Source organism: Enterobacter cloacae complex sp. P42RS, from assembly GCF_014930595.1.
Taxonomy (GTDB): Bacteria; Pseudomonadota; Gammaproteobacteria; order Enterobacterales; family Enterobacteriaceae; genus Enterobacter; species Enterobacter bugandensis.
Map to the genome: position 1 here is coordinate 1 of NZ_JADBRK010000011.1, position 26,027 is coordinate 26,027.

The following is a 26,027-nucleotide window of genomic DNA, read 5'->3' on the forward strand; positions in this document are numbered from 1 at the left end:
TCCTTGAAATACCACCCTTTAATGGCTGGTGTTCTAACGTGGACCCGTGATCCGGGTTGCGGACAGTGTCTGGTGGGTAGTTTGACTGGGGCGGTCTCCTCCCAAAGAGTAACGGAGGAGCACGAAGGTTAGCTAATCCTGGTCGGACATCAGGAGGTTAGTGCAATGGCATAAGCTAGCTTGACTGCGAGAGTGACGGCTCGAGCAGGTGCGAAAGCAGGTCATAGTGATCCGGTGGTTCTGAATGGAAGGGCCATCGCTCAACGGATAAAAGGTACTCCGGGGATAACAGGCTGATACCGCCCAAGAGTTCATATCGACGGCGGTGTTTGGCACCTCGATGTCGGCTCATCACATCCTGGGGCTGAAGTAGGTCCCAAGGGTATGGCTGTTCGCCATTTAAAGTGGTACGCGAGCTGGGTTTAGAACGTCGTGAGACAGTTCGGTCCCTATCTGCCGTGGGCGCTGGAGAATTGAGGGGGGCTGCTCCTAGTACGAGAGGACCGGAGTGGACGCATCACTGGTGTTCGGGTTGTCATGCCAATGGCACTGCCCGGTAGCTAAATGCGGAAGAGATAAGTGCTGAAAGCATCTAAGCACGAAACTTGCCCCGAGATGAGTTCTCCCTGAGACTTTAAGTCTCCTGAAGGAACGTTGAAGACGACGACGTTGATAGGCCGGGTGTGTAAGCGCAGCGATGCGTTGAGCTAACCGGTACTAATGAACCGTGAGGCTTAACCTTACAACGCCGAAGCTGTTTTGGCGGTGAGAGACACGATTTTCAGCCTGATACAGATTAACAGAATTTGCCTGGCGGCTTTAGCGCGGTGGTCCCACCTGACCCCATGCCGAACTCAGAAGTGAAACGCCGTAGCGCCGATGGTAGTGTGGGGTCTCCCCATGTGAGAGTAGGGAACTGCCAGGCATCAATCAAGAAGAACCCCGTACCGTAAGGTGCGGGGTTTTTTGCTTTTGTTTTTCTCCCTCTCCCTGAAACTTTCTCACCTTCGACTTGCAGGCTCGACATTCATACCATTTCTGGGTATCGTTAGCTGTCTGGATGTCTAAACGTTTATACGTATATTGTGAGGAAGTAAGGTTATGCCGATTCGGGTGCAGGACGAGCTACCAGCCGTCAATTTCTTACGTGAAGAGAACGTCTTCGTGATGACGGCTTCACGCGCGACAGGTCAGGAAATTCGCCCGCTGAAGGTTCTCATCCTCAACCTGATGCCGAAAAAGATTGAGACTGAGAACCAGTTTCTGCGTCTGCTGTCGAACTCCCCGCTGCAGGTCGATATTCAACTGCTGCGTATTGATGCCCGCGAGTCACGTAACACGCCCTCTGAGCATCTGAATAACTTCTACTGTAACTTCGAAGATATTCGGGGGGAAAACTTCGACGGACTGATTGTGACAGGCGCGCCGCTCGGTCTGGTTGAATTTAACGATGTTGCTTACTGGCCGCAGATCAAACAGGTGCTGGAGTGGGCAAAAGATCACGTCACGTCAACGCTGTTTGTCTGCTGGGCGGTACAGGCCGCACTCAACATTCTCTACGGTATTCCCAAGCAAACCCGCACTCAAAAGCTCTCCGGCGTATACGAACACCACATTCTTCATCCACACGCGCTGCTGACGCGTGGTTTTGATGACACCTTCCTGGCCCCGCATTCTCGCTACGCCGATTTTCCGGCCCAGCTGATTCGTGATTACACCGATCTGGAGATCCTGGCCGAAACGGAAGACGGGGATGCCTACCTGTTTGCCAGTAAAGACAAACGTATCGCGTTCGTTACCGGCCATCCTGAGTATGATCCCGATACTCTCGCATCAGAGTATTTTCGTGATGTCGAAGCGGGTCTTAATCCGGATATCCCGTACAACTATTTTCCGAAAAACGATCCGCAAAACAAACCAGGAGCCACCTGGCGCAGCCACGGAAATCTGCTGTTCACTAACTGGCTCAACTATTACGTCTACCAGATTACGCCGTACGATCTTCGCCACATGAATCCGACGCTGGAGTAATCGTCTGCATTAAACGATCCTAAAGCGTTTCAGCTATTCAGATCAGGCACCTTCGGGTGCCTTTTTTATTTCCGAAATCCCGTTCAACATACCAGGAAACTTTAACTCTATATTAATCATCATGTTGCGTTGTAATTAAAATTAAAATGGAAATTGTTTTTGATTTTGGAAAAATTATAGATAGTCTTAATTCTGCTGAGCGAAAACTACACAACGATCTTTCGTTCGCATTGGGGGCGTGATTTTGGATCTTTGATGAGGAGCAGAACGATGACTCAACAGGCAACCACGGTCGATGAATTGACCTTTACCCAGCCGAATGGTGAGCAAGAACAGCAGGTTTTGACGGCCGAAGCGGTAGAGTTTCTGACTGAGCTGGTGACCCGCTTTACGCCGCAGCGCAATAAGCTGCTGGCGGCACGCATTCATCAACAGCAGGAAATCGATAACGGCAAGTTGCCAGGATTTATTTCGGAAACTGCTTCCATTCGCCGTGGTGAGTGGAAAATCCGCGGCATTCCTGAAGATTTACAGGATCGTCGCGTTGAGATCACTGGTCCGGTAGAGCGCAAAATGGTGATCAACGCCATGAACGCCAACGTTAAAGTCTTTATGGCCGATTTTGAAGACTCGCTGGCCCCGGACTGGAACAAAGTTATCGACGGGCAGATCAACCTGCGCGATGCCGTCAACGGCACCATCAGCTACACCAACGAAGCCGGGAAAATCTACCAGCTCAAACCGAATCCGGCGGTGCTGATCTGTCGTGTACGAGGTCTGCACCTGCCTGAAAAACATGTCACATGGCGTGGAGAAGCCATTCCGGGCAGCCTGTTTGATTTCGCACTCTATTTCTACCATAACTACAAAAACCTGCTGGCAAAAGGTAGCGGTCCCTATTTCTATCTGCCAAAAACGCAGGCCTGGCAGGAAGCCGCCTGGTGGAGTGAAGTATTCAGCTACGCGGAAGATCGCTTCAACCTGCCGCGCGGCACGATCAAGGCCACGCTGCTGATTGAAACGCTGCCCGCCGTGTTCCAGATGAATGAAATTCTGCATGCCCTGCGCGACCACATTGTCGGCCTGAACTGCGGACGCTGGGACTATATTTTCAGCTACATCAAGACGCTGAAAAACTATCCCGATCGCGTGCTGCCGGACCGCCAGGTCGTGACCATGGATAAACCCTTCCTGAGCGCCTATTCGCGTCTGCTGATTAAAACCTGCCACAAGCGCGGTGCCTTTGCGATGGGCGGCATGGCGGCCTTTATTCCGAGCAAAGACGCGGAGCGCAATAATCAGGTGCTCAACAAGGTGAAAGCCGATAAAGAGCTGGAAGCCCGTAACGGTCACGACGGCACGTGGATTGCCCATCCGGGCCTGGCCGATACGGCGATGGAGGTCTTCAATCGCGTACTCGGCGATAACAAAAATCAGCTGTTTGTCACGCGCGAAGAAGATGCCCCAACGGCTGAAGAACAGCTGCTGGCACCGTGCGCGGGCGAGCGAACGGAAGAGGGGATGCGTGCCAATATTCGCGTCGCGGTCCAGTACATCGAAGCGTGGATCTCCGGCAACGGCTGCGTGCCTATCTACGGCCTGATGGAAGATGCTGCCACGGCGGAAATTTCGCGCACCTCTATCTGGCAGTGGATCCACCATCAAAAAACGCTCAGCAACGGCAAGCCGGTCACCAAAGCCCTGTTCCGTCAGATGCTGGCCGAAGAGATGCGGGTCATCCAGGACGAGCTGGGCGAACACCGCTTCAGCAGCGGACGCTTTGACGACGCAGCGCGGCTGATGGAGCAAATCACCACATCAGATGACTTAATCGACTTCCTGACCCTGCCGGGCTACCGCTTCCTGGCGTAACTCACCACATAACAATATGGAGCATCTGCACATGAAAACCCGTACCCAACAAATCGAAGAATTAAAGAAAGAGTGGACTCAACCGCGCTGGGAAGGCATCCGCCGTCCTTACAGCGCGGAGGACGTGGTGAAATTACGCGGCTCGGTCAACCCGGAATGCACGCTGGCACAGAACGGTGCGGCGAAAATGTGGAAGCTGCTGCACGGTGGCTCCAAAAAGGGTTATATCAACAGCCTCGGTGCGCTGACCGGCGGTCAGGCATTGCAGCAGGCGAAGGCCGGCATAGAAGCCATTTACCTTTCCGGCTGGCAGGTCGCGGCGGACGCCAACCTGGCCTCCAGCATGTATCCGGATCAATCTCTTTATCCGGCCAACTCGGTACCGTCGGTGGTGGATCGGATCAACAATACCTTCCGCCGCGCGGATCAGATCCAGTGGGCCGCAGGCATCGAGCCCAACGATCCGCGTTTTATTGATTACTTCCTGCCGATCGTGGCGGATGCGGAAGCGGGCTTCGGCGGCGTGCTGAACGCCTTCGAACTGATGAAATCGATGATTGAGGCCGGTGCAGCGGCCGTTCACTTCGAAGACCAGCTGGCGTCGGTGAAGAAGTGCGGGCATATGGGCGGAAAAGTTCTCGTCCCGACCCAGGAAGCGATTCAGAAGCTGGTTGCCGCGCGTCTGGCTGCTGACGTGCTCGGCGTGCCGACGCTGGTGATTGCCCGTACCGATGCGGATGCGGCAGACCTGATCACCTCTGACTGCGATCCGTACGATAGCGAATTTATTACCGGCGAGCGCACCAGCGAGGGGTTCTATCGCACGCATGCCGGTATCGAACAGGCCATCAGCCGCGGCCTGGCCTATGCCCCTTACGCCGACCTGGTCTGGTGTGAAACGTCCACGCCGGATCTGGCGCTGGCGAAGCGCTTTGCCGATGCGATTCATGCGAAATACCCGGGCAAACTGCTGGCCTACAACTGTTCGCCGTCCTTCAACTGGCAGAAAAAGCTGGATGACAAAACCATCGCCAGCTTCCAGCAGCAGCTGTCGGATATGGGCTACAAGTACCAGTTCATCACCCTGGCAGGCATCCACAGCATGTGGTTCAACATGTTCGACCTGGCGCACGCTTACGCGCAGGGGGAGGGCATGAAGCACTACGTTGAGAAGGTGCAGCAGCCGGAGTTTGCGGCGGGCAAAGATGGTTATACCTTCGTCTCTCACCAGCAGGAAGTGGGCACCGGCTACTTTGATAATGTGACCACGATTATTCAGGGCGGCACCTCCTCCGTCACCGCCTTGACGGGTTCAACGGAAGAAGCACAGTTCTAATCTTTTCCCCCTCTCCCCCCTGGGGAGAGGGTTGGTGGTGAGGGGGAATATATGTCGCGTGGCCTGGAATTACTGATTGCCCAAACCATTCTGCAGGGCTTTGATGCCCAGTATGGTCGTTTTCTGGAAGTGACCTCCGGCGCGCAGCAGCGCTTCGAACATGCAGACTGGCATGCGGTTCAGCAGGCCATGAAGCAGCGTATTCATCTCTATGACCACCATGTGGGTCTGGTGGTGGAGCAGCTGCGCTGTATTACCGACGGTAAAAGCCCGGACGCGGCATTTTTACTGCGCGTGAAAGAGCATTACACCCATCTGTTACCCGACTACCCTCGCTTCGAGATTGCGGAGAGCTTTTTCAACTCCGTCTATTGCCGGTTATTTGACCACCGCTCATTATCTCCTGAGCGGTTATTTATCTTCAGCTCCCAGCCTGAGCGCCGCTTCCGTACCATTCCGCGTCCGCTGGCGAAAGATTTCTTTCCCGATCGCGGGTGGGAAAAGCTCCTGCATCGCATCTTAACGGATTTGCCGCTGCGCCTGCCGTGGGAGAACAAGCTCCGGGATATCGGCTATATCCATGCGCATCTTCGTGAAACCTACGGCGAGGAGGTGCTCAGCCGTAGCCATTTGCAGGTGGCCAACGAGCTGTTCTACCGGAATAAGGCCGCCTGGCTGGTGGGCAAACTGGTTACGCCGACGGCCATTGTGCCGTTTCTGTTGCCCATTCACCGTACCGACGACGGCGAACTGTTTGTCGATACCTGCCTGACCACCAGCGCCGAGGCCAGCATCGTATTTGGCTTCGCCCGCTCCTATTTCATGGTGTACGCCCCGCTGCCTGCCGCCCTGGTGGAGTGGCTGCGCGAGATCCTGCCAGGTAAAACCACCGCCGAGCTGTATATGGCGATTGGCTGTCAGAAGCATGCCAAAACGGAAAGTTATCGGGAATACCTGCGATATGTCACCGCGGCGGATGAGCAGTTTATCGAAGCGCCAGGTATCCGCGGCATGGTGATGCTGGTCTTCACGCTGCCGGGCTTCGACCGGGTCTTTAAGGTGATAAAAGACAGATTCGCCCCGCAGAAAGAGATGACCGCCGCGCACGTCCGCGCCTGCTATCAGCTGGTAAAAGAGCACGATCGCGTCGGGCGAATGGCCGATACCCAGGAGTTTGAAAACTTTGTGCTGGATAAGCAGCAGATCGATCCGGCGCTCATGTCGCTGTTAATGCAGGAAGCGCCGACGAAAATCACCGATCTGGGCGATAAAATAGCGATTAGCCATCTCTATATTGAGCGCCGTATGGTGCCGCTCAATATCTGGCTGGAACAGTCAGAGGGCCAGGCATTACGTGATGCCATCGAAGAGTACGGCAACGCCATCCGCCAGCTCGCCGCCGCCAATATCTTCCCTGGCGATATGCTGTTTAAAAACTTCGGCGTCACCCGGCACGGGCGGGTGGTGTTCTACGATTACGATGAAATTTGCTACATGACCGAGGTGAACTTTCGCGATATCCCGCCGCCCCGTTACCCGGAGGATGAGCTCTCCAGCGAGCCGTGGTACAGCGTTTCGCCGGGCGATGTGTTTCCCGAGGAGTTTCGCCATTGGCTGTGTGCGGACCCACGCATCGGGCCGTTATTTGAAGAAATGCATGAAGATCTGTTCCACGCCAGCTACTGGCGCGGGCTACAAACGCGGATCAAAAATGGGCATGTGGAGGATGTGTACGCTTACCGCCGCAAGCAGCGGTTTTGTGTGCGGTTTAACGAATCCCACCGTACGCCAGCGTCACCTCTTTCGCGGCCTTAATCACCAGCGCGCCCAGCTCGGTCACCCGGTCGTCGGTCATACGTGAGATGGGGCCAGAGATGGAGATCGCAGCAAACGGCTCGCGATGTTCGTCGAAAATACAGGACGCGAGGCAGCGCAGCCCCAGCGCATGTTCTTCGTCATCAAACGAATAGCCGCGCTTGCGGGTCAACGCCAGATCTTCTTTCAGATGCACTGGCGACACCAGCGTGGCGTGGGTATAGGCGTGCAGCCCTTTACGGTGCAGCAGCCCCGTCACCTGCTCTTCGCTCAGCTGCGACAAAAACGCTTTCCCCGCCCCGGAGGCGTGCATCGGCAGCTTGCCGCCAATCGGCGCGGACATGCGCATCAGCTGCGTGCACTGCACCTGGTCGATGATAATCGCCTGGTGGTCGCTCTGGTCCAGCACCGCGAGGTTGACGGTTTCGCCGGACTCCTCCATCAGCTTGCGCAGAATCGGATGCACAATCGCCAGCAGGTTACGGCTCTGCAGGAAGCTGCTGCCCACGATAAACGCATGCGCGCCCACCGCCCAGTGCCCCAGCTCGCCGACCTGGCGGACAAAGCCCAACTGCTGCATGGTGGTCAGCAGGCGGTGCGTGGTGGAGTTCGGCAGGCCAGCCTGCTGGGCCAGCTCCGTCAGGGCCACGCTGCCGTGCGACTCGGCTATCCACTCCAGCAGCTTCAGACCGCGCGTCAGGGATTGAACCTGTCCGCCGGGTTGTGCAGCGGCGGTGGCGGCAGGTTTTCTGCCGCGTTTGGCGGGAACGGTCGCGACCATGACGATCTCCTTTTTCTGTATCGTGGAAATCATTTTCGTTTTATTTGGTGAATTTGCAACCGCTTTCCTGACTGATCGGAGGAGTGATGGTGAACATGTCTCATGTTACCGCGGCGTGACTTTTCCACCCTGCGAGATTGTGCCAGTATGGAACGCAGCCTTTTGGCCTTGTTGAGCGTTGTCGGGAGCAAGTGTGAGCAGCAAAGTAGAGCAACTGCGTGCGCAGTTAAATGAACGAATTCTGGTGCTGGACGGCGGCATGGGCACCATGATCCAGAGCTATCGTCTGAGCGAAGACGATTTCCGCGGCGAGCGCTTCGCCGACTGGCCCTGCGACCTGAAAGGGAACAACGACCTGCTGGTGCTCAGCAAGCCGTCCGTGATTAAGGATATCCACAACGCCTACTTCGAAGCAGGTGCGGATATTGTAGAAACCAACACCTTCAACTCGACAACCATCGCCATGGCGGATTACCAGATGGAATCCCTGTCGGCGGAGATCAACTATGAGGCGGCCAGGCTCGCCCGCGCCTGTGCCGACGAGTGGACGGCCCGCACGCCGGACAAGCCGCGCTACGTTGCCGGGGTGCTTGGCCCGACCAACCGCACCGCGTCGATTTCACCGGACGTCAACGACCCGGCGTTTCGTAATATCACCTTTGACCAGCTGGTTACGGCGTATCGTGAATCGACCAAAGCGCTGGTGGAAGGTGGCTCCGACCTGATCCTGATTGAAACGGTGTTCGATACCCTCAACGCCAAAGCCGCGATATACGCGGTGAAAGAGGAGTTTGAGGCGCTGGGCGTTGACCTGCCGATCATGATCTCCGGCACCATCACCGACGCCTCCGGCCGCACCCTGTCCGGCCAGACAACCGAAGCGTTTTATAACTCCCTGCGCCACGCCGACGCGCTCTCCTTCGGCCTGAATTGCGCGCTGGGACCAGACGAACTGCGCCAGTACGTGCAGGAGCTTTCGCGCATCGCCGAATGCTACGTTACCGCGCATCCGAACGCCGGTCTGCCGAACGCGTTTGGCGAGTACGATCTGGATGCTGACACCATGGCGGCGCAAATCCGCGAGTGGGCCGAGTCAGGCTTCCTGAACATCGTCGGCGGCTGCTGCGGCACCACGCCGGAGCACATCGCCGCCATGAGCCGCGCCGTGGCCGGGCTGCCGCCGCGCAAGCTGCCAGAGCTGCCGGTTGCCTGTCGCCTCTCCGGCCTGGAGCCGTTGACCATCGGCGACGACAGCCTGTTTGTGAACGTGGGTGAACGTACCAACGTTACCGGTTCCGCTAAATTCAAGCGCCTGATCAAAGAAGAGAAGTACAGCGAAGCGCTGGACGTCGCCCGCCAGCAGGTGGAAAGCGGGGCGCAGATTATCGATATCAACATGGACGAGGGGATGCTTGACGCCGAAGCGGCGATGGTGCGTTTCCTCAACCTGATTGCCGGTGAGCCGGATATCGCCCGCGTGCCGATCATGATTGACTCCTCCAAGTGGGAGGTCATCGAAAAAGGGCTGAAGTGCATTCAGGGCAAAGGCATCGTTAACTCCATCTCGATGAAAGAGGGCGTGGATATCTTTATCCACCACGCGAAGAGGGTGCGCCGCTACGGTGCGGCCGTGGTGGTGATGGCCTTCGATGAGGTGGGCCAGGCCGACACCCGCGAGCGCAAAATTGAGATATGCCGCCGCGCGTACAAAATTCTGACCGAAGAGGTGGGCTTCCCGCCGGAAGACATTATTTTCGACCCGAACATCTTTGCCGTCGCGACCGGCATCGAAGAGCACAACAACTACGCCCAGGACTTTATCGGCGCGTGTGAAGACATCAAGCGCGAGCTGCCGCATGCGCTGATCTCCGGCGGCGTGTCGAACGTCTCGTTCTCGTTCCGCGGCAACGACCCGGTGCGTGAGGCGATCCACGCCGTGTTCCTCTACTACGCCATCCGCAATGGGATGGACATGGGCATCGTCAACGCCGGACAGCTGGCGATTTACGACGATCTGCCTGCCGAACTGCGCGATGCCGTAGAGGACGTGATCCTCAACCGTCGCGACGACGCCACCGAGCGCATGCTCGACCTGGCGGAAAAATACCGCGGCAGTAAATCGGATGAATCGGCCAATGTTCAGCAGGCCGAGTGGCGTTCCTGGGACGTGAAAAAGCGTCTGGAATACTCGCTGGTGAAAGGGATTACCGAGTTCATCGAGCAGGACACCGAGGAAGCGCGTCAGCAGGCAGCCCGCCCGATTGAGGTGATCGAAGGGCCGCTGATGGACGGCATGAACGTGGTCGGCGATCTGTTCGGCGAGGGCAAGATGTTCCTGCCGCAGGTGGTGAAATCCGCCCGCGTCATGAAGCAGGCAGTGGCTTATCTTGAACCCTTCATCGAAGCCAGCAAAGAGAAGGGCTCCAGCAACGGTAAAATGGTTATCGCCACCGTGAAGGGCGACGTACACGACATCGGCAAAAATATTGTTAGCGTGGTGCTGCAGTGTAATAACTACGAAATTATCGACCTTGGCGTGATGGTTCCGGCGGATAAAATCCTCAAGACCGCGCGCGAAGTGAACGCCGATCTGATTGGCCTCTCCGGCCTGATTACGCCGTCGCTCGACGAAATGGTCAACGTGGCAAAAGAGATGGAGCGTCAGGGTTTCACCATTCCGTTATTGATTGGCGGGGCGACCACCTCGAAAGCGCACACGGCGGTGAAAATCGAGCAGAACTACAGCGGCCCGACGGTCTACGTGCAGAACGCCTCGCGCACGGTGGGCGTGGTTTCCGCACTGCTCTCCGAGACTCAGCGCGACGATTTTGTGGCGCGCACTCGCCAGGAGTACGAAACCGTTCGCGTGCAGCACGGGCGCAAAAAACCGCGCACGCCGCCGGTGACGCTCGCCGCCGCACGCGATAACGACCTGGCCTTTGACTGGGCAAGCTATACGCCGCCGGTCGCGCATCGTCTGGGCGTGCAGGACGTGACGGCCAGCATCGAGACGCTGCGCAACTACATTGACTGGACGCCGTTCTTTATGACCTGGTCGCTGGCGGGCAAATATCCGCGCATCCTTGAGGATGAAGTGGTTGGCGAAGAGGCGAAGCGTCTGTTTAAAGACGCCAACGATATGCTGGACACGCTGAGCGCAGAGAAAACCCTCAACCCACGCGGCGTGGTGGGGCTGTTCCCGGCGAACCGCGTGGGTGACGACGTAGAAATCTACCGCGATGAAACCCGCACCCACGTGCTGGCCGTGAGCCATCACCTGCGGCAGCAAACCGAAAAAGTGGGCTTTGCCAACTACTGCCTGGCGGATTTCGTTGCGCCGAAGCTGAGCGGGAAAGCTGACTATATCGGCGCCTTTGCGGTAACCGGCGGTCTGGAAGAAGACGCCCTGGCAGACGCGTTTGAAGCGCAACACGATGATTACAATAAGATCATGGTGAAAGCGATTGCCGACCGCCTGGCGGAAGCCTTTGCTGAATACCTGCACGAACGCGTACGTAAGGTGTACTGGGGTTACGCGGCGAATGAGAACCTCAGTAACGAGGAGCTGATCCGCGAAAACTACCAGGGGATTCGTCCGGCGCCGGGCTATCCGGCATGTCCGGAACACACCGAAAAAGGCACTATCTGGAAACTGCTGGACGTGGAAGCGCATACCGGCATGAAGCTCACCGAGTCGTTCGCTATGTGGCCGGGCGCGTCCGTGTCGGGCTGGTACTTCAGTCATCCGGACAGCAAGTACTTCGCCGTGGCGCAGCTGCAGCGCGATCAGATCGAAGACTACGCCCTGCGCAAAGGCATGAGCGTGTCAGAGGTAGAGCGCTGGCTGGCGCCGAATTTAGGCTACGACGCGGATTAACGTCACTTTTCCTTACAACAAACAGGGCACCTCAACGGTGCCCTGTCTCTTTCTTACGTTTAAACCCTTATACTTAATCATAAAATCTATAACGATAAGGAGAACCCACTTCCGTGCTGACGTTGTTACATCTGCTTTCGGCAGTCGCACTGCTCGTATGGGGCACCCATATTGTCCGCACCGGCGTGATGCGCGTGTTCGGCGCGCGCTTACGTACCGTCCTCAGCGGCAGCGTTGAGAAGAAGCCGCTCGCCTTCTGCGCGGGGATTGGCGTCACGGCGCTGGTGCAAAGCAGCAATGCCACCACCATGCTCGTCACCTCGTTCGTGGCGCAGGATCTGGTCGCGCTCGCCCCGGCGCTGGTGATCGTGCTGGGTGCTGACGTCGGTACCGCGCTGATGGCGCGTATCCTGACGTTCGATCTCTCCTGGCTGTCGCCGCTGCTGATTTTCATCGGTGTGATCTTTTTCCTTGGCCGCAAGCAGACCCGGGCCGGGCAGCTTGGCCGCGTGGGCATTGGCCTCGGGCTGATTCTGCTGGCGCTGGAACTGATTGTGCAGGCGGTGACGCCTATCACCCAGGCGAACGGCGTGCAGGTCATCTTCGCCTCGCTGACCGGTGACATTATGCTGGATGCGCTGATCGGGGCAGTGTTTGCCATCATCAGCTACTCCAGCCTGGCCGCCGTGCTGCTGACGGCCACGCTCACCGCCGCGGGCGCGATCTCCTTCCCGGTGGCGCTGTGTCTGGTGATCGGCGCTAACCTCGGCTCTGGCCTGCTGGCGATGCTCAACAACAGCGCGGCCAATGCTGCCGCCCGCCGCGTGGCGCTGGGGAGTTTGCTGTTTAAGCTGGTGGGCAGCCTGATTATTCTGCCGTTTGTCCATCCGCTGGCAAACCTGATGGACAACCTCCCGCTGCCGAAAGCGGAGCTGGTGATCTACTTCCACGTCTTCTATAACCTGGTGCGCTGTCTGGCTATGGTGCCGTTTGCCGCGCCGATGGCCCGCTTCTGCGAGCGTCTTATCCGTGATGAACCGGAGCTGGACGCGCGCCTTAAGCCGAAGCATCTGGATACCTCCGTGCTGGACACCCCCGCGCTGGCCATCGCCAACGCCGCCCGCGAAACGCTGCGCATGGGCGACGCGATGGAAACCATGCTCGAAGGGCTGAAAAAGGTGATGCACGGCGAGCCGCGCGAGGAAAAAGAGCTGCGCAGGCTGGCGGACGACATCAACGTGCTGTATACCGCCATCAAGCTCTATCTGGCGCGTATCCCGCAGGACGAACTGGCGGAAGAGGAGTCGCGCCGCTGGGCGGAAATCATTGAGATGTCGCTTAACCTTGAGCAGGCCTCGGACATCGTTGAGCGTATGGGCAGTGAAATCGCGGACAAATCCCTGGCCGCGCGTCGGGCGTTCTCCGTGGAAGGGCTGAAGGAGCTGGAAGCGCTGCACGAAAAGCTGGTGAGCAACCTGAAGCTGGCGATGTCGGTCTTCTTCTCCAGCGACGTACCGAGCGCGCGCCGCCTGCGCCGCAACAAGCATCGTTTCCGCATCCTCAACCGCCGCTACTCGCACGCCCACGTTGAGCGTCTGCACCAGCAGAACGTGCAAAGTATCGAGACCAGCTCCCTGCACCTGGGGCTGCTGGGGGATATGAAGCGTCTTAACTCGCTGTTCTGCGCGGTGGCCTACAGCGTGATGGAACAGCCGGATGAAGATGACGAACGGGATGAGTATTAATCCCCGGCGTGTTTGAGTGTTAACCCAAAACCCAATGCTTTCATGACCGCGAGCGTGGTTTTGAGCGTTGGGTTTCCTTTATCACTAAATGAACGATAAAGCTGCTCACGTGATAAGCCGGTTTGCTGTGAAATGGTCGACATTCCTTTGGCTCGCGCGACAACACCAAGGGCTTTAGCGATATACGTCGAGTCGCCTGTTTCTAGTGCATCAGCGATAAACACGGCGATTTCCTCGTCATCCACCAACGCGTTGGCGGGATCGTAAGGTGTTAATTTATGCATGCTCATTCACTCCTGCCATTGGGATACATTGCCCAGCATTTTTGCCATCAGTATGTCTCTGTCCTGGCTGCTTTTGTCACCGCCACATAACAGCACAATGATGCAATTGCTTTGGTATTTAAAATAGATTCTGTAGCCCGGACCAAAGTGGATCCTTAGCTCACCTATACCTTCTCCCACGGGTTTAACGTCGCCCGCTAAGCCATTTGCCAACCGAAAGAGGCGGGAAGCGATAATGGTCTTCGCTCGTCGATCTTTTAAGTTTTGCTCCCAGCGTCGGAAGGATTCTGTCTGAACAATCTCCTTCATATTACTCCCTGTGATTTATAAACTACAAACACTTCTACATGGAGAGCAAAACTAAAAGGCTTGAACACATGGGTAAATGACAGGATGCTAAATCCTGAAAGCATCTCGCAAACTAAAAAACCCGTCTCAGTTACCGTCGGCTAATCTTTTTTTTCGGCCCAAACCTAAGGTATATTTCGCCCTTCACAGGAGAAACTATGCTGCCAACTCAATCAACCCGATTAAACAAATACATTAGCGAGAGCGGGATCTGCTCACGTCGCGAGGCGGACCGTTACATTGAACAAGGTAATGTGTTCCTCAACGGCAAACGCGCCACTATCGGCGACCAGGTGGTGCCTGGCGATGTGGTTAAAGTGAATGGTCAGGTCATCGAACCGCGTGATGCTGAAGACCTGGTGTTTATCGCGTTGAACAAACCGGTTGGGATTGTCAGCACCACGGAAGACGGTGAACGGGACAACATCGTTGATTTCGTGAACCACAGCAGCCGTATCTTCCCGATTGGCCGTCTGGATAAAGACTCTCAGGGGCTGATTTTCCTCACCAACCATGGCGACCTGGTGAACAAAATTCTGCGTGCCGGTAACGACCACGAGAAAGAGTACATCGTGACGGTGAACAAGCCGGTGACGGACGAGTTCATTCGCGGGATGGGCGCAGGCGTGCCGATTCTGGGCACCGTCACGAAGAAGTGCAAGGTCAAAAAAGAAGCGCCGTTTGCCTTCCGTATTACCCTGGTGCAGGGCCTGAACCGCCAGATCCGTCGCATGTGCGAGTATTTTGGTTATGAAGTGACGAAGCTGGAACGCACGCGCATCATGAACGTCAGCCTGTCCGGGATCCCGCTGGGCGAGTGGCGTGACCTAACGGACGACGAGCTGATTGAACTGTTCAAGCTTATCGAAAACTCCTCGTCCGAAGCGAAGCCGAAAGCCAAAGCCAAACCGAAAACGCAGGCGATTAAACGTCCGGTGGTGAAGGCACCGCAGGCGGAAGAGAAAGGGCGGGGCAAGCCGGGTAACGGAAAACGCTTTACCCAGCCGGGTCGCAAAAAGAAAGGGCGCTGATTAGCGCCTTCCACGGGTTGATGTATTGGCGGACCAGGAAAAGGTCGCCTCTGCATCCGGCTTATAAGCCTGCTCTTTTTTCAGCTTGCGGGCTTTTTTCGCCGCAGCCTCACGTTGCGCCATCAGCTTGTCGATGTACTCTTTTTTAACCTGATTGGTTTCGGCGTTCGTCAGCGTGCGGCCATGGGCGATGCGGGCGCGGTCGAGAAGCGTTTTCAGTTCGCGCTGCTCGGCTTCCGTCATGTCTTTCTGGGTCAATCGTGGTGTAGCCATTGCTGAAGCCTCCTGATGGGGAGGCTCCAGTGTAAAGCAAGCTGCGTCAATTAACCCTGCTTCAGCGCATCTTTTTTCGGTTGTTCATCAATCGGTTTACCGGACCAGTAGCCCGCCAGCAGCGAACCGGACAGATTGTGCCAGACGGAGAACAGCGCGCCCGGCAGGGCCGCCAGCGGTGAGAAGTAAATTTTACCCAGCGCCGCCGCCAGGCCGGAGTTCTGCATCCCTACCTCGATTGCCAGCGTGCGGCAGGTGGACTCGTCAAAGCCAAACAGCTTCCCGCCCCAGTAGCCGCCCAGCAGGCCAATGGTGTTATGCAGCACCACCGCGACGATCACCACAAAGCCCACCGAGGCAATGTGCGACGCGGAACCGGCCACCACGGCGCTGATGATCGCCAGAATGCATACCATCGAAAACGCGGGCAGGTACGGCTCAACCGCTTTCACCACGCGTGGGAAAAGATGGTGAATGACCAGCCCCAGCGCAATCGGGATCACCACAATCTGCAGAATGCTGAGCAGCATGCCCATCACGTCCACCTGAATATGTGCGTCCACGTACAGGCGGGTTAACAGCGGTGTGGCAATCACGCCAACCAGCGTGGATACCGAAGAGATGGTCACGGAGAGCGCCACGTCACCTTTCGCGAGATAGATCATCACGTTAGATGCCGTACCGCTGGCGACGCTGCCCACCAGCACCATCCCGGCGGAGAGATCGGGCGGCATCTTAAAGGCCATCGCCAGCAGCCAGGCCGCGAGCGGCATCACCAGGTAGTGCAAAAATATTCCTGCCGCGACGGGCGCCGGGCGCGACAGCACGCGTTTAAAATCGTCGATTTTCAGGTGCACGCCCATGCCGAACATGATCAGCATCAGCAGCGTGGTGACCCACGGACCGATCCCGGTGAACGTGGTGGGGGTGTAATACGCGAGTACGGAGAGCAGCAGCGCCCATAACGGGAACAGCCGCGTGATGGCGGATAACATAATGGATTCCTTGCAGTATTGTCGTGTTGTTTAGTTATGAAAAAGCCGGGTCTGTGCCCGGCTTATCGATATTGTTTAACGTGCTAACGAATTTTATTCAAACAAATTCTGATGAAGTTTCTGCACCACCTGCTCGGCCTGATCGGCAGGGACCAGGAAGCAAAGGTTATAGCTGGATGCGCCGTAGCAGATCATGCGGATGTTGAACGGGTCAAGCACGCCGAACACCTCTTTGCCCACGCCGCAGGCGCGAGACAGCTTGTTACCGATGATGGCCACCAGCGCCAGGTCTTCTTCGACCTCCACGCGGCACAGCTCAGACAGCTCAATCAGCAGCGACTGCGTCAGGAGGGTGTCGCCGGTGGAAGTGGAGCCGGTGGTGTCCAGCGTCAGCGCAATGCTCACTTCGGAGGTGGTAATCAAATCTACAGAGATGTTATGGCGCGCGAGGATGCCAAACACTTCCGCAAGGAAGCCGCGGGAGTGCAGCATATTGTGGCTGTGCAGCGTGACCAGCGTCTGGCGGCGGCGCAGGGCCAGCGCGCGGAACAGCGGCGGGTTCTCGGTTTTCTTGCAGACCAGCGTCCCGCCCGCTTTTGGATCTTTACTGGAGCCAACGAAGACCGGGATATCGCTGCGCACGGCGGGCAGCAGCGTTGCCGGATGCAGCACTTTTGCACCGAAGGTGGCCATTTCCGCCGCTTCTTCAAACGCGATTACATCGATACGTTTTGCCGCGGAAACCACGCGCGGGTCGGTAGTGTAAATACCCGGCACGTCAGTCCAGATATCCACGCGCGTTGCGTGCAGGGCTTCGCCCAGCAGCGCGGCGGTGTAGTCGCTGCCGCCACGGCCCAGCGTGGTCGTGCGTCCTTTCGCTTCGCTGCCGATAAAGCCCTGGGTGATCACGATGCCGTCTGCCAGACGCGGGGCCAGCTGCTGATTGGTCAGCTCCGCCAGCACTTCAACGTCCGGTTCGGCGCGCCCAAAACGATCGCTGGTGCGCATCACTTTACGCACGTCAAACCACTGCGCCTGAACGTTACGCTCGCGCATGATTTCAACAAACAGCAGGGTGGACATCAGCTCGCCGTGGCTGACCAGTTCATCGGTCAGGGCGGTGGAGGTTGCCAGGGACGCCGCTTCTGCCAGGGTGGTGATATTTTCCAGCAGACGCTCCACTTCTTCGCGGATCACGTTCGGGTTTTGCAGACGTTCAAGAATGTCGAACTGAATTTTGCGCAGTGCATCCAGCTTCACGAAACGTTCTGTCGCTTCCAGTCCTTCAGACAGAGAAACCAGCAGGTTCGTCACGCCGGCGGATGCAGAGAGCACCACCAGGCGGGTATTCGGATCGGCCAGCACCACATCGGCGCTGCGGTTCATGGCATCGTAATCGGCCACACTGGTGCCGCCAAACTTGGCGACCACAAAACTCGTCATAACAACCTCGTGTCAGGGAATGAATAAGCGACCTTGGCACAAGAATGAAACGAAAACAGGTGCAGGCGCAAAATACGGCCCTATAAATAAAATGCGGGGGAGGTCCTGTCAATGCTGGGATTATGCGGATTTTTTATGGGGGGGTACCCCTGAGAAACAGGACTTATAACAGGCCCATATTTTATGCTCCTTTTTACCCCCTTTTGACCGACATTTCGCCACGCCGGAAGGGCGCGACAGCAGCTATACTTTTCGGGTCTTTTCACCTGCGTTTGATGCAGACCAGGGCAATGGCATAAAAACCATCACAATTTTTATTTGCAGGCGCTACAATCGACCGCAGTCACAATTCTCAAATCAGAAGAGTATTGCTAATGAAAAACATCAACCCAACGCAGACCGCTGCCTGGCAGGCACTCCAGAAACATTATGATGAAATGAAAGACGTCACCATCGCGGATCTGTTCGCGAAAGATGCCGATCGTTTCACTAAGTTCTCCGCGACCTTCGATGACCTCATGCTGGTGGATTTCTCCAAGAACCGCATTACCGAAGAGACGCTGGCAAAACTGCAGGATCTGGCGAAAGAGACCGAGCTGGCCGACGCCATCAAATCCATGTTCTCCGGCGAGAAGATCAACCGCACCGAAGACCGTGCCGTGCTTCACGTGGCGCTGCGCAACCGTAGCAATACGCCAATCATCGTTGACGGCAAAGATGTGATGCCGGAAGTAAACGCGGTGCTGGAAAAGATGAAAACCTTCTCTGAAGCGATCATCTCCGGCAGTTGGAAAGGCTACACCGGCAAAGCAATCACCGACGTGGTGAACATCGGTATCGGCGGCTCTGACCTCGGCCCGTTCATGGTGACCGAAGCGCTGCGCCCGTACAAAAACCACCTCAACATGCACTTTGTCTCTAACGTCGATGGTACCCACATCGCCGAAGTGCTGAAAAACGTGAACCCGGAAACCACCCTGTTCCTGGTGGCGTCTAAAACCTTTACCACCCAGGAAACCATGACCAACGCCCACAGCGCGCGCGACTGGTTCCTGAAAACCGCGGGCGACGAAAAGCACGTGGCGAAACACTTTGCGGCGCTCTCCACCAACGGTAAAGCGGTAGGCGAGTTTGGCATCGATACGGCGAACATGTTCGAGTTCTGGGACTGGGTTGGCGGCCGCTACTCGCTGTGGTCTGCAATCGGTCTGTCCATCATCCTGTCCGTGGGCTTTGACAACTTCGTTGAGCTGCTCTCCGGCGCGCATGCGATGGACAAACACTTCTCCACCACCGAGCCTGAGAAAAACCTGCCGGTGCTGCTGGCGCTGATCGGTATCTGGTACAACAACTTCTTCGGCGCTGAAACCGAAGCGATCCTGCCGTACGACCAGTACATGCACCGTTTTGCGGCCTACTTCCAGCAGGGCAACATGGAATCCAACGGTAAGTACGTTGACCGTAACGGCAACGCGGTGGATTACCAGACTGGCCCGATCATCTGGGGCGAGCCGGGCACCAACGGCCAGCATGCGTTCTACCAGCTGATTCACCAGGGTACCAAAATGGTACCGTGCGATTTCATCGCCCCGGCGATCACGCACAACCCGCTGTCCGACCACCATCCGAAGCTGTTGTCTAACTTCTTCGCACAGACCGAAGCGCTGGCGTTCGGTAAATCCCGCGAAGTGGTTGAGCAGGAATACCGTGACCAGGGTAAAGATCCGGCCACGCTGGAGCACGTTGTGCCGTTCAAAGTGTTCGAAGGCAACCGCCCAACCAACTCCATCCTGCTGCGCGAAATCACCCCGTTCAGCCTGGGCGCGCTGATTGCGCTGTACGAGCACAAGATCTTCACCCAGGGCGCGATCCTGAACATCTTCACCTTTGACCAGTGGGGCGTTGAGCTGGGCAAACAGCTGGCAAACCGCATTCTGCCAGAGCTGGGTGACGATAAAGCCATCGACAGCCACGACAGCTCCACCAATGGTTTGATTAACCGTTATAAAGCATGGCGTGCGTAATTAATATGTCATGAAAAATGCCGGCGATATGCCGGCATTTTTTTATCGGATAATTCCTGATGTCTGTTAGTTAACTCAAATTTTGACTCTGAGTTTAATCTGAAAAAGGCGGTTAACCTGCTAATTGCTGCGGTTTATTTTAAGAAAATACGCAGAGCTAAGATAATAAGGCTATATTATAATTTATTGATTTTTATCGATTATTTATTTCAAATATTTGTTTTTCGTTTCTGTTTTATCCATTAGTCCGAAAACCATCCCCCTATTTCCCCCCACGGTAAACCCTCTGCTGTAGTTGTGTATACTCGATTCCGCCTGAATTTCTTTTCGGGCAAATCTCCATTCATTCATTGAAGGGAAATTGTTATGAAGAAAGTACTGTATGGCATTTTTGCCATATCTGCACTTGCGGCGACGTCTGTCTATGCAGCTCCGGTCCAGGTCGGGGAAGCAGCAGGGTCGGCAGCGACGTCTGCGTCTGCGGGAAGTTCTACCGCAGCCAGCACCAGCACCGTAAGTTCAGCCGTGGGTGTCGCGCTGGCGGCAACCGGTGGCGGTGATGGCTCTAATACCGGAACCACGACCACTACGACAACCAGCACCCAGTAATACCGGGTGTTTTAATCATAACCACACTTCGGTGTGGTTATTTCGCCCCTTCGGAGAAGAGTCGTGAAGCGACCTGCAATCATTCTGATTTGCCTGCTGTTGCAGGCGTGCTCAGCCACCACCAAAGGGCTGGGACATTCACTGTGGGAAAGCCTGTTCGGCACGCCGGGCGTTCATCTGACCGATGACGAACTTCAGAACATGCCGTACGCCAGCCAGTACATGCAGCTAAACGATGGCCCGCAGCTGTTTGTGGTGCTCGCTTTCGATGAAAACGGGCAGCAGAAATGGGTGACGCAGGATCAGGCCACCATCGTCACGCAGCATGCCCGAATCGTGAAAACGCTGCTCGGCGGCGACAACTTGCTCGAGGTGAATAATCTCGCCGAAGACCCGCTCATCAAGCCAAATCAGATCGTCGACGGCGCAAGCTGGACGCGCACGATGGGCTGGACCGAGCACAAGCAGGTGCGCTACGCCACGGCCCGCTCCACCTTCCGCTGGGACGGTACGGACAACGTGAAAGTCGGCAGCGACGAAACGCAGGTTCGCGTGCTGGATGAAGAGGTCACCACCGACCAGGCCACCTGGCATAACCGCTTCTGGATCGACGAGGATGGGCAGATCCGTCAGTCCTTGCAGTATCTCGGTGCCGGTTTCTTCCCGGTGAAAACCACCCTGATCAAGGCGGCGAAATCATGAAAACGCTCATCCACGCTGCGCTTCTCGCCAGCCTTGCCGCGCCGCTGGCATGGTCCGCAGGAACGGTAAAGGTCTACACGCCGGACAGTGAAAAACCCAAAACCTTAACCAACGCCGAGCATCTGCTCGATCTCGTCGGGCAGCCAAGGCTTGCCAACAGCTGGTGGCCGGGAGCGGTGATCGGCGAGCGTCAGGCGACGGTTAAGGCGGAGCAGCAACACCGTGCCCTGCTGGCCCGCCTGACGAGCCTGGCGGAGCAGGAAGACGGCGACGATGCCGCGGCCATTAACAGCGTTCGCCAGCAGCTTCAGGCGCTGAAAGTGACAGGCCGCCAGAAAGTTAATCTTGATCCAGATGAAGTGCGCGTCACGGAAAAGGGCAACCCCACGCTTGAAGGGGAGTACACCCTCTGGCTTCCGGTGAAGCCGACGACGGTGACCGTGATGGGGCTTATCAGCAGCCCCGGTAAAAAGCCCTTTACGCCCGGCCGCGACGTGGCGAGCTATCTCGACGAACAAAGCCTGCTGAGCGGCGCGGATAACAGCTACGCATGGATTATTTATCCAGACGGGCATACGCAAAAAGCGCCGGTGGCGTACTGGAATAAACGCCATATCGAACCCATGCCGGGCAGCATCATTTTTGTCGGTTTTGCCGACCATTTCTGGACGAAGGCATATGACGGGCTTAACGCCGATATCCTTCACTCCCTGACACAGCGGATACCGGAAGAATGAAAAGAACCTATCTCTACAGCATGCTGGCGCTCTGCGTAAGCGCCGCCTGCCATGCAGAAACGTATCCGGCACCTGTTGGCCCGTCTCAGTCAGACTTCGGCGGCGTCGGTTTACTGCAAACGCCTACCGCGCGCATGGCGCGTGAAGGGGAAATTAGCCTTAACTACCGCGATAACGACCAGTATCGCTACTATTCCGCCTCCGTACAGCTTTTCCCGTGGCTTGAAACCACGCTGCGCTATACCGACGTGCGTACGAAACAGTACAGCAGCGTCGACGCCTTCTCCGGCGATCAGACCTACAAAGATAAAGCCTTCGACGTCAAACTGCGCCTATGGGAAGAGAGCTACTGGATGCCGCAGGTCTCCGTGGGTGCAAAAGATATCGGCGGTACCGGCCTGTTCGACGCGGAATACATCGTGGCCAGCAAGGCCTGGGGACCGTTTGATTTTTCTCTCGGTCTTGGCTGGGGCTATCTCGGCACCAGCGGCAACGTTAAAAACCCGTTCTGTACCTACAGCGATAAATACTGCTACCGCGATAACAGCTACAAGAAAGCCGGTTCCATCAACGGCGACCAGATGTTTCACGGCCCGGCCTCGCTGTTCGGTGGCGTGGAATACCAGACGCCGTGGCAGCCGCTGCGCCTGAAGCTGGAGTACGAAGGGAACGACTACTCGCAGGACTTCGCCGGGAAGATTGAGCAGAAGAGCAAGTTTAACGTCGGCGCCATTTATCGCGTCACCGACTGGGCCGACGTTAACCTCAGCTACGAGCGCGGCAACACGGTGATGTTTGGCTTCACGCTGCGCACCAACTTCAACGACATGCGGCCGCACTACAACGATAACGCGCGGCCTGCCTACCGGCCGGAGCCGCAGGACGCGATTCTGCAGCACTCCGTGGTGGCAAACCAGCTGACGCTGTTGAAATACAACGCCGGTCTGGCCGATCCGAAAATTCAGGTGAAAGGCGATACGCTGTACGTCACCGGCGAGCAGGTGAAATACCGCGACTCGCGGGAAGGGATCGAACGCGCCAACCGGATCGTGATGAACGATCTCCCGGACGGGATCCGCACGATCCGCGTGACGGAGAATCGCCTGAATCTGCCGCAGGTCACCACCGAAACCGATGTCGCCAGCCTCAAGCGCCATCTTGAAGGCGAACCGCTCGGGCATGAAACCGAGCTGGTGCAAAAACGCGTAGAGCCGATCGTGCCGGAAACCACCGAGCAGGGCTGGTATATCGATAAATCGCGCTTTGATTTCCATATCGATCCGGTACTGAACCAGTCCGTCGGCGGGCCGGAAAACTTCTACATGTATCAGCTGGGTGCGATGGCGACGGCGGATCTGTGGGTCACCGACCACCTGCTGACCACCGGCAGCCTGTTCGGCAACATTGCGAACAACTACGACAAGTTTAACTACACGAACCCGCCGAACGACTCGAAGCTGCCGCGCGTGCGTACCCGCGTGCGTGAATACGTGCAGAACGATGTCTACGTGAATAACCTGCAGGCCAACTACTTCCAGTACTTCGGCAACGGCTTCTACGGCCAGGTTTACGGAGGCTACCTGGAGACTATGTTCGGCGGCGCGGGGGCGGAGGTGCTGTATCGTCCCGTCGACAGCAATTGGGCCTTCGGGATTGATGCCAACTACGTTAAGCAGCGTGACTGGCGCAGCGCGCAGGACATGATGAAGTTCACCGACTACAGCGTCAAAACCGGCCACCTGACCGCCTACTGGACGCCTTCGTTCGCGCAGGACGTGCTGGTGAAAGCCAGCGTCGGCCAGTATCTGGCGGGCGACAAGGGCGGCACGCTGGATATCTCCAAACACTTCGACAGCGGCGTCGTGGTGGGCGGCTACGCCACTATTACCAACGTCTCGCCGGACGAGTACGGGGAAGGGGACTTCACCAAAGGGGTTTACGTGTCGATTCCGCTGGATCTCTTCTCATCCGGTCCGACCCGCAGCCGTGCGGCAGTAGGCTGGACGCCGCTGACGCGTGACGGTGGTCAGCAGCTTGGGCGTAAGTTCCAGCTGTACGACATGACCAGCGATAAGAACATTAACTTCCGCTGATGCTTCACGCCGGGCGGCACTGCGTTTGCCCGGCCTACGGTTTTTGTAGGCCCGGTAAGCGCAGCGCCACCGGGCGAATCACAAGCGGCGCAGCAGCCTCGCCGGGTTTCCGGCATAGACACCTTTCTCGACGATCGATTTCGTCACCACGCTTCCAGCCCCAATCACCGCTCCGTCGCAAATGGAGACCGCCAGGATGGTGGCACCGCTGCCAATCGACACATCATTCCCGATGGTAATATGGCCCCAGCTGGTCCGGTCGGCGTTCGGTTTCCCCTCACGAAACATATCGTTGGCAAACATCACGCCATGGCCAACAAAGCAACGCTTACCGATAGTCACATACTCACAGATGAAGGTGTGCGACTGAATTTTGCTGTCGTCACCGATGCGCGTATTGCCCTGGATTTCAACAAACGGGCCGACGAATACGCCGTTGCCCAGTACACAGTCGTAAAGATTAGTCGGTTCATATACGGTCACATTGTCGCCGCACGTCACGTTGCGAACCCCGGTTGGTTTACGATCCATCGGTTACCTCCCTACATAAAACATAATTAAAAAATATAGATCCCCGTCACATTTTTGCGTTATACAGGAACCTCGCCCTGGAGAATGAGGTGCTGTATGACATCCCTGACTCGCCCGCGCGTTGAGTTCATCTCAACGATACTCCAGACCGTGCTGAACCTCGGTCTGCTGAGCCTTGGCCTGATCCTGGTCGTCTTTCTCGGCAAAGAGACGGTGCATCTGGCGGATGTGCTGTTCGCCCCTGAGCAAACCAGCAAATATGCGCTGGTGGAAGGCCTGGTGGTCTACTTTCTCTACTTTGAATTTATCGCCCTGATTGTGAAGTACTTCCAGTCCGGCTTTCACTTCCCGCTACGCTATTTTGTTTACATTGGCATCACCGCCATTGTGCGGCTGATCATCGTCGATCATAAATCCCCGCTCGACGTGCTGATCTACTCGGCGGCGATCCTGCTGCTGGTGATCACCCTCTGGCTGTGTAACTCGAAGCGGCTGAAACGGGAATAAAAAAATGGCGGCCCGGAGGCCGCCTAACAACAGTCACAAGTTGGGTCAATACAATACGTCTAAAGTTGAGGGTTGCAGTGGCATAACAAATGAAACTTAACCTTTCACGCCGCCCGCCGTCAGGCCATTCACCAGCCAGCGCTGGGCCAGCAGGAACACCACGGTAATCGGGATGGCAGAGAGTACGGCCGCCGCGGCAAAGTCGCCCCACAGGTAGTTTTGCGGGTTGAGGTATTGCTGCATACCTACGGCCAGGGTGTAGCTGTTCACATCGCGCAGTAACAGTGAGGCGACCGGTACTTCGGTGATCGCCGCGATAAACGACAGGATAAACACCACCGCCAGAATCGGCACTGACAGCGGCAGCAGCACCAGACGGAACGCCTGCCACGGGGTAGCGCCATCCAGCGACGCCGCCTCTTCCAGCGAGCCGTCGATGGTTTCGAAATAGCCTTTAATGGTCCACACGTGCAGGGCAATACCGCCGAGATAGGCAAAGATCACGCCGCCGTGGGTATTCAGACCGATAAACGGCACGTACTGGCCCAGACGGTCAAACAGGGCATACAGCGCCACCAGCGACAGCACCGCCGGGAACATCTGGAAAATCAGCATGCCTTTCAGCAGCGTTGCTTTGCCCGGGAAACGCATGCGGGCGAAGGCATAAGCACAGGTGGTGGAGAGCGTCACGATGCCGATCGCGGTGATGGTTGCTACCTTCACCGAGTTCCACAGCCACAGCAGCACCGGGAACGGCGGCGGGGTGACGCGTCCATCGGCGTGCTCCACGCTGAAGCCCAGCGCGAGCTTCCAGTGCTCCCAGGAGATTTCATCCGGGATCAGGCTCCCGGTCGCAAAGTTACCCGAGCGCAGGGAGATGGCGATAACCATCAGCAGCGGGAACATGATGGCCGCGATGAAAATCAGCAGGCCTAAGTGCGTCGCGAGGAGGCGCAGCTTCTGAGATTTGGGTTGTACCATTGCCATGTTCAG

21 protein-coding genes and 2 rRNA genes are annotated in these 26,027 nt (G+C 56.8%); 15 read left to right on the forward strand and 8 right to left on the reverse strand.

The window, feature by feature from the left end; translation table 11 throughout:
• The 6 genes from IM314_RS14145 to aceK all read left to right on the forward strand — a co-directional run.
• Positions 1 to 742, forward strand: a 23S ribosomal RNA gene (locus tag IM314_RS14145); the annotation flags it as partial.
• Positions 743 to 809: 67 nt separating this feature from the next.
• A 5S ribosomal RNA gene (gene rrf, locus IM314_RS14150) occupies positions 810 to 925 on the forward strand.
• A 176-nt stretch (positions 926 to 1,101) separates the two neighbouring features.
• On the forward strand, positions 1,102 to 2,031 hold the full coding sequence (gene metA, locus IM314_RS14155) for a homoserine O-succinyltransferase (protein ID WP_048957448.1): 930 nt from the start codon (positions 1,102 to 1,104) through the stop codon (positions 2,029 to 2,031).
• Between the two features lie 270 nt (positions 2,032 to 2,301).
• Positions 2,302 to 3,903, forward strand: coding sequence for a malate synthase A (gene aceB, locus IM314_RS14160; RefSeq protein ID WP_059355147.1), 1,602 nt, complete (start codon positions 2,302 to 2,304; stop codon positions 3,901 to 3,903).
• A gap of 31 nt (positions 3,904 to 3,934) precedes the next feature.
• Complete coding sequence (aceA, locus tag IM314_RS14165) at positions 3,935 to 5,239, forward strand: isocitrate lyase (RefSeq protein ID WP_041911582.1); 1,305 nt, start codon at positions 3,935 to 3,937, stop codon at positions 5,237 to 5,239.
• Positions 5,240 to 5,290: 51 nt separating this feature from the next.
• Positions 5,291 to 7,054, forward strand: a complete 1,764-nt coding sequence (aceK, locus tag IM314_RS14170) for a bifunctional isocitrate dehydrogenase kinase/phosphatase (RefSeq protein ID WP_048998345.1) — start codon at positions 5,291 to 5,293, stop codon at positions 7,052 to 7,054.
• Here aceK and iclR read toward each other — a convergent pair.
• Positions 7,008 to 7,835 (reverse strand): glyoxylate bypass operon transcriptional repressor IclR, encoded by an 828-nt coding sequence (gene iclR / locus IM314_RS14175; protein WP_072201792.1) that lies wholly within the window; start codon positions 7,833 to 7,835, stop codon positions 7,008 to 7,010. The genes aceK and iclR overlap by 47 nt on opposite strands.
• A gap of 193 nt (positions 7,836 to 8,028) precedes the next feature.
• Between iclR and metH the strand changes: the two genes are divergently transcribed.
• On the forward strand, positions 8,029 to 11,712 hold the full coding sequence (gene metH, locus IM314_RS14180) for a methionine synthase (protein ID WP_193359110.1): 3,684 nt from the start codon (positions 8,029 to 8,031) through the stop codon (positions 11,710 to 11,712).
• Between the two features lie 113 nt (positions 11,713 to 11,825).
• The gene (locus IM314_RS14185) at positions 11,826 to 13,457 is read left to right on the forward strand and encodes a Na/Pi cotransporter family protein (protein ID WP_041911578.1); all 1,632 of its coding nucleotides are present in this window, start codon (positions 11,826 to 11,828) and stop codon (positions 13,455 to 13,457) included.
• Here IM314_RS14185 and IM314_RS14190 read toward each other — a convergent pair.
• Both IM314_RS14190 and IM314_RS14195 read right to left on the reverse strand, forming a co-directional pair.
• Positions 13,454 to 13,741, reverse strand: coding sequence for an addiction module antidote protein (locus IM314_RS14190; RefSeq protein WP_041912091.1), 288 nt, complete (start codon positions 13,739 to 13,741; stop codon positions 13,454 to 13,456). The two genes, IM314_RS14185 and IM314_RS14190, sit on opposite strands and share 4 nt — an antisense overlap.
• A 6-nt stretch (positions 13,742 to 13,747) precedes the next feature.
• Positions 13,748 to 14,050, reverse strand: coding sequence for a type II toxin-antitoxin system RelE/ParE family toxin (locus IM314_RS14195; protein ID WP_193359111.1), 303 nt, complete (start codon positions 14,048 to 14,050; stop codon positions 13,748 to 13,750).
• 197 nt (positions 14,051 to 14,247) lie between these two features.
• Between IM314_RS14195 and rluF the strand changes: the two genes are divergently transcribed.
• Positions 14,248 to 15,120, forward strand: a complete 873-nt coding sequence (gene rluF, locus IM314_RS14200; RefSeq protein WP_022646725.1) for a 23S rRNA pseudouridine(2604) synthase RluF — start codon at positions 14,248 to 14,250, stop codon at positions 15,118 to 15,120.
• Here the strand turns inward: rluF and IM314_RS14205 are convergent, their stop codons facing one another.
• The 3 genes from IM314_RS14205 to lysC all read right to left on the reverse strand — a co-directional run bounded on the left by IM314_RS14205 (position 15,121) and on the right by lysC (position 17,831).
• Positions 15,121 to 15,393 (reverse strand): DUF3811 domain-containing protein, encoded by a 273-nt coding sequence (locus tag IM314_RS14205; RefSeq protein ID WP_003860346.1) that lies wholly within the window; start codon positions 15,391 to 15,393, stop codon positions 15,121 to 15,123.
• Positions 15,394 to 15,443: 50 nt separating this feature from the next.
• Complete coding sequence (gene panS, locus IM314_RS14210) at positions 15,444 to 16,388, reverse strand: ketopantoate/pantoate/pantothenate transporter PanS (RefSeq protein WP_047362611.1); 945 nt, start codon at positions 16,386 to 16,388, stop codon at positions 15,444 to 15,446.
• 93 nt (positions 16,389 to 16,481) lie between these two features.
• Complete coding sequence (gene lysC / locus IM314_RS14215) at positions 16,482 to 17,831, reverse strand: lysine-sensitive aspartokinase 3 (protein ID WP_028015122.1); 1,350 nt, start codon at positions 17,829 to 17,831, stop codon at positions 16,482 to 16,484.
• Positions 17,832 to 18,205: 374 nt separating this feature from the next.
• Between lysC and pgi the strand changes: the two genes are divergently transcribed.
• The 5 genes from pgi to IM314_RS14240 all read left to right on the forward strand — a co-directional run bounded on the left by pgi (position 18,206) and on the right by IM314_RS14240 (position 23,996).
• Positions 18,206 to 19,855, forward strand: a complete 1,650-nt coding sequence (gene pgi, locus IM314_RS14220) for a glucose-6-phosphate isomerase (protein WP_045631502.1) — start codon at positions 18,206 to 18,208, stop codon at positions 19,853 to 19,855.
• Positions 19,856 to 20,221: 366 nt separating this feature from the next.
• Positions 20,222 to 20,464, forward strand: a complete 243-nt coding sequence (gene yjbE, locus IM314_RS14225) for an exopolysaccharide production protein YjbE (protein WP_013095034.1) — start codon at positions 20,222 to 20,224, stop codon at positions 20,462 to 20,464.
• Between the two features lie 63 nt (positions 20,465 to 20,527).
• The gene (locus IM314_RS14230; protein ID WP_041911573.1) at positions 20,528 to 21,166 is read left to right on the forward strand and encodes a YjbF family lipoprotein; all 639 of its coding nucleotides are present in this window, start codon (positions 20,528 to 20,530) and stop codon (positions 21,164 to 21,166) included.
• On the forward strand, positions 21,163 to 21,903 hold the full coding sequence (locus IM314_RS14235; RefSeq protein WP_193359112.1) for a capsule biosynthesis GfcC D2 domain-containing protein: 741 nt from the start codon (positions 21,163 to 21,165) through the stop codon (positions 21,901 to 21,903). The genes IM314_RS14230 and IM314_RS14235 overlap by 4 nt, the downstream gene beginning before the upstream one ends.
• A complete protein-coding gene (locus IM314_RS14240) occupies positions 21,900 to 23,996 on the forward strand; it encodes a YjbH domain-containing protein (RefSeq protein ID WP_028015126.1) in 2,097 nt (698 codons plus the stop codon). Before IM314_RS14235 ends, IM314_RS14240 begins: the two co-directional genes overlap by 4 nt.
• Positions 23,997 to 24,074: 78 nt before the next feature.
• Here the strand turns inward: IM314_RS14240 and IM314_RS14245 are convergent, their stop codons facing one another.
• A complete protein-coding gene (locus IM314_RS14245; protein WP_047362612.1) occupies positions 24,075 to 24,527 on the reverse strand; it encodes an acyltransferase in 453 nt (150 codons plus the stop codon).
• A gap of 96 nt (positions 24,528 to 24,623) precedes the next feature.
• On the opposite strand from IM314_RS14245, the gene psiE reads away from it, so the two are divergent.
• Positions 24,624 to 25,034: a phosphate-starvation-inducible protein PsiE gene (gene psiE / locus IM314_RS14250; protein ID WP_000202963.1), complete on the forward strand. Its 411-nt coding sequence runs from the start codon at positions 24,624 to 24,626 to the stop codon at positions 25,032 to 25,034.
• Between the two features lie 96 nt (positions 25,035 to 25,130).
• Here the strand turns inward: psiE and malG are convergent, their stop codons facing one another.
• Positions 25,131 to 26,021 carry a maltose ABC transporter permease MalG gene (gene malG / locus IM314_RS14255; protein WP_006810496.1) on the reverse strand — a complete coding sequence of 297 codons (891 nt, stop codon included), beginning with the start codon at positions 26,019 to 26,021 and terminating at the stop codon, positions 25,131 to 25,133.
• Positions 26,022 to 26,027: the final 6 nt, after the last annotated feature.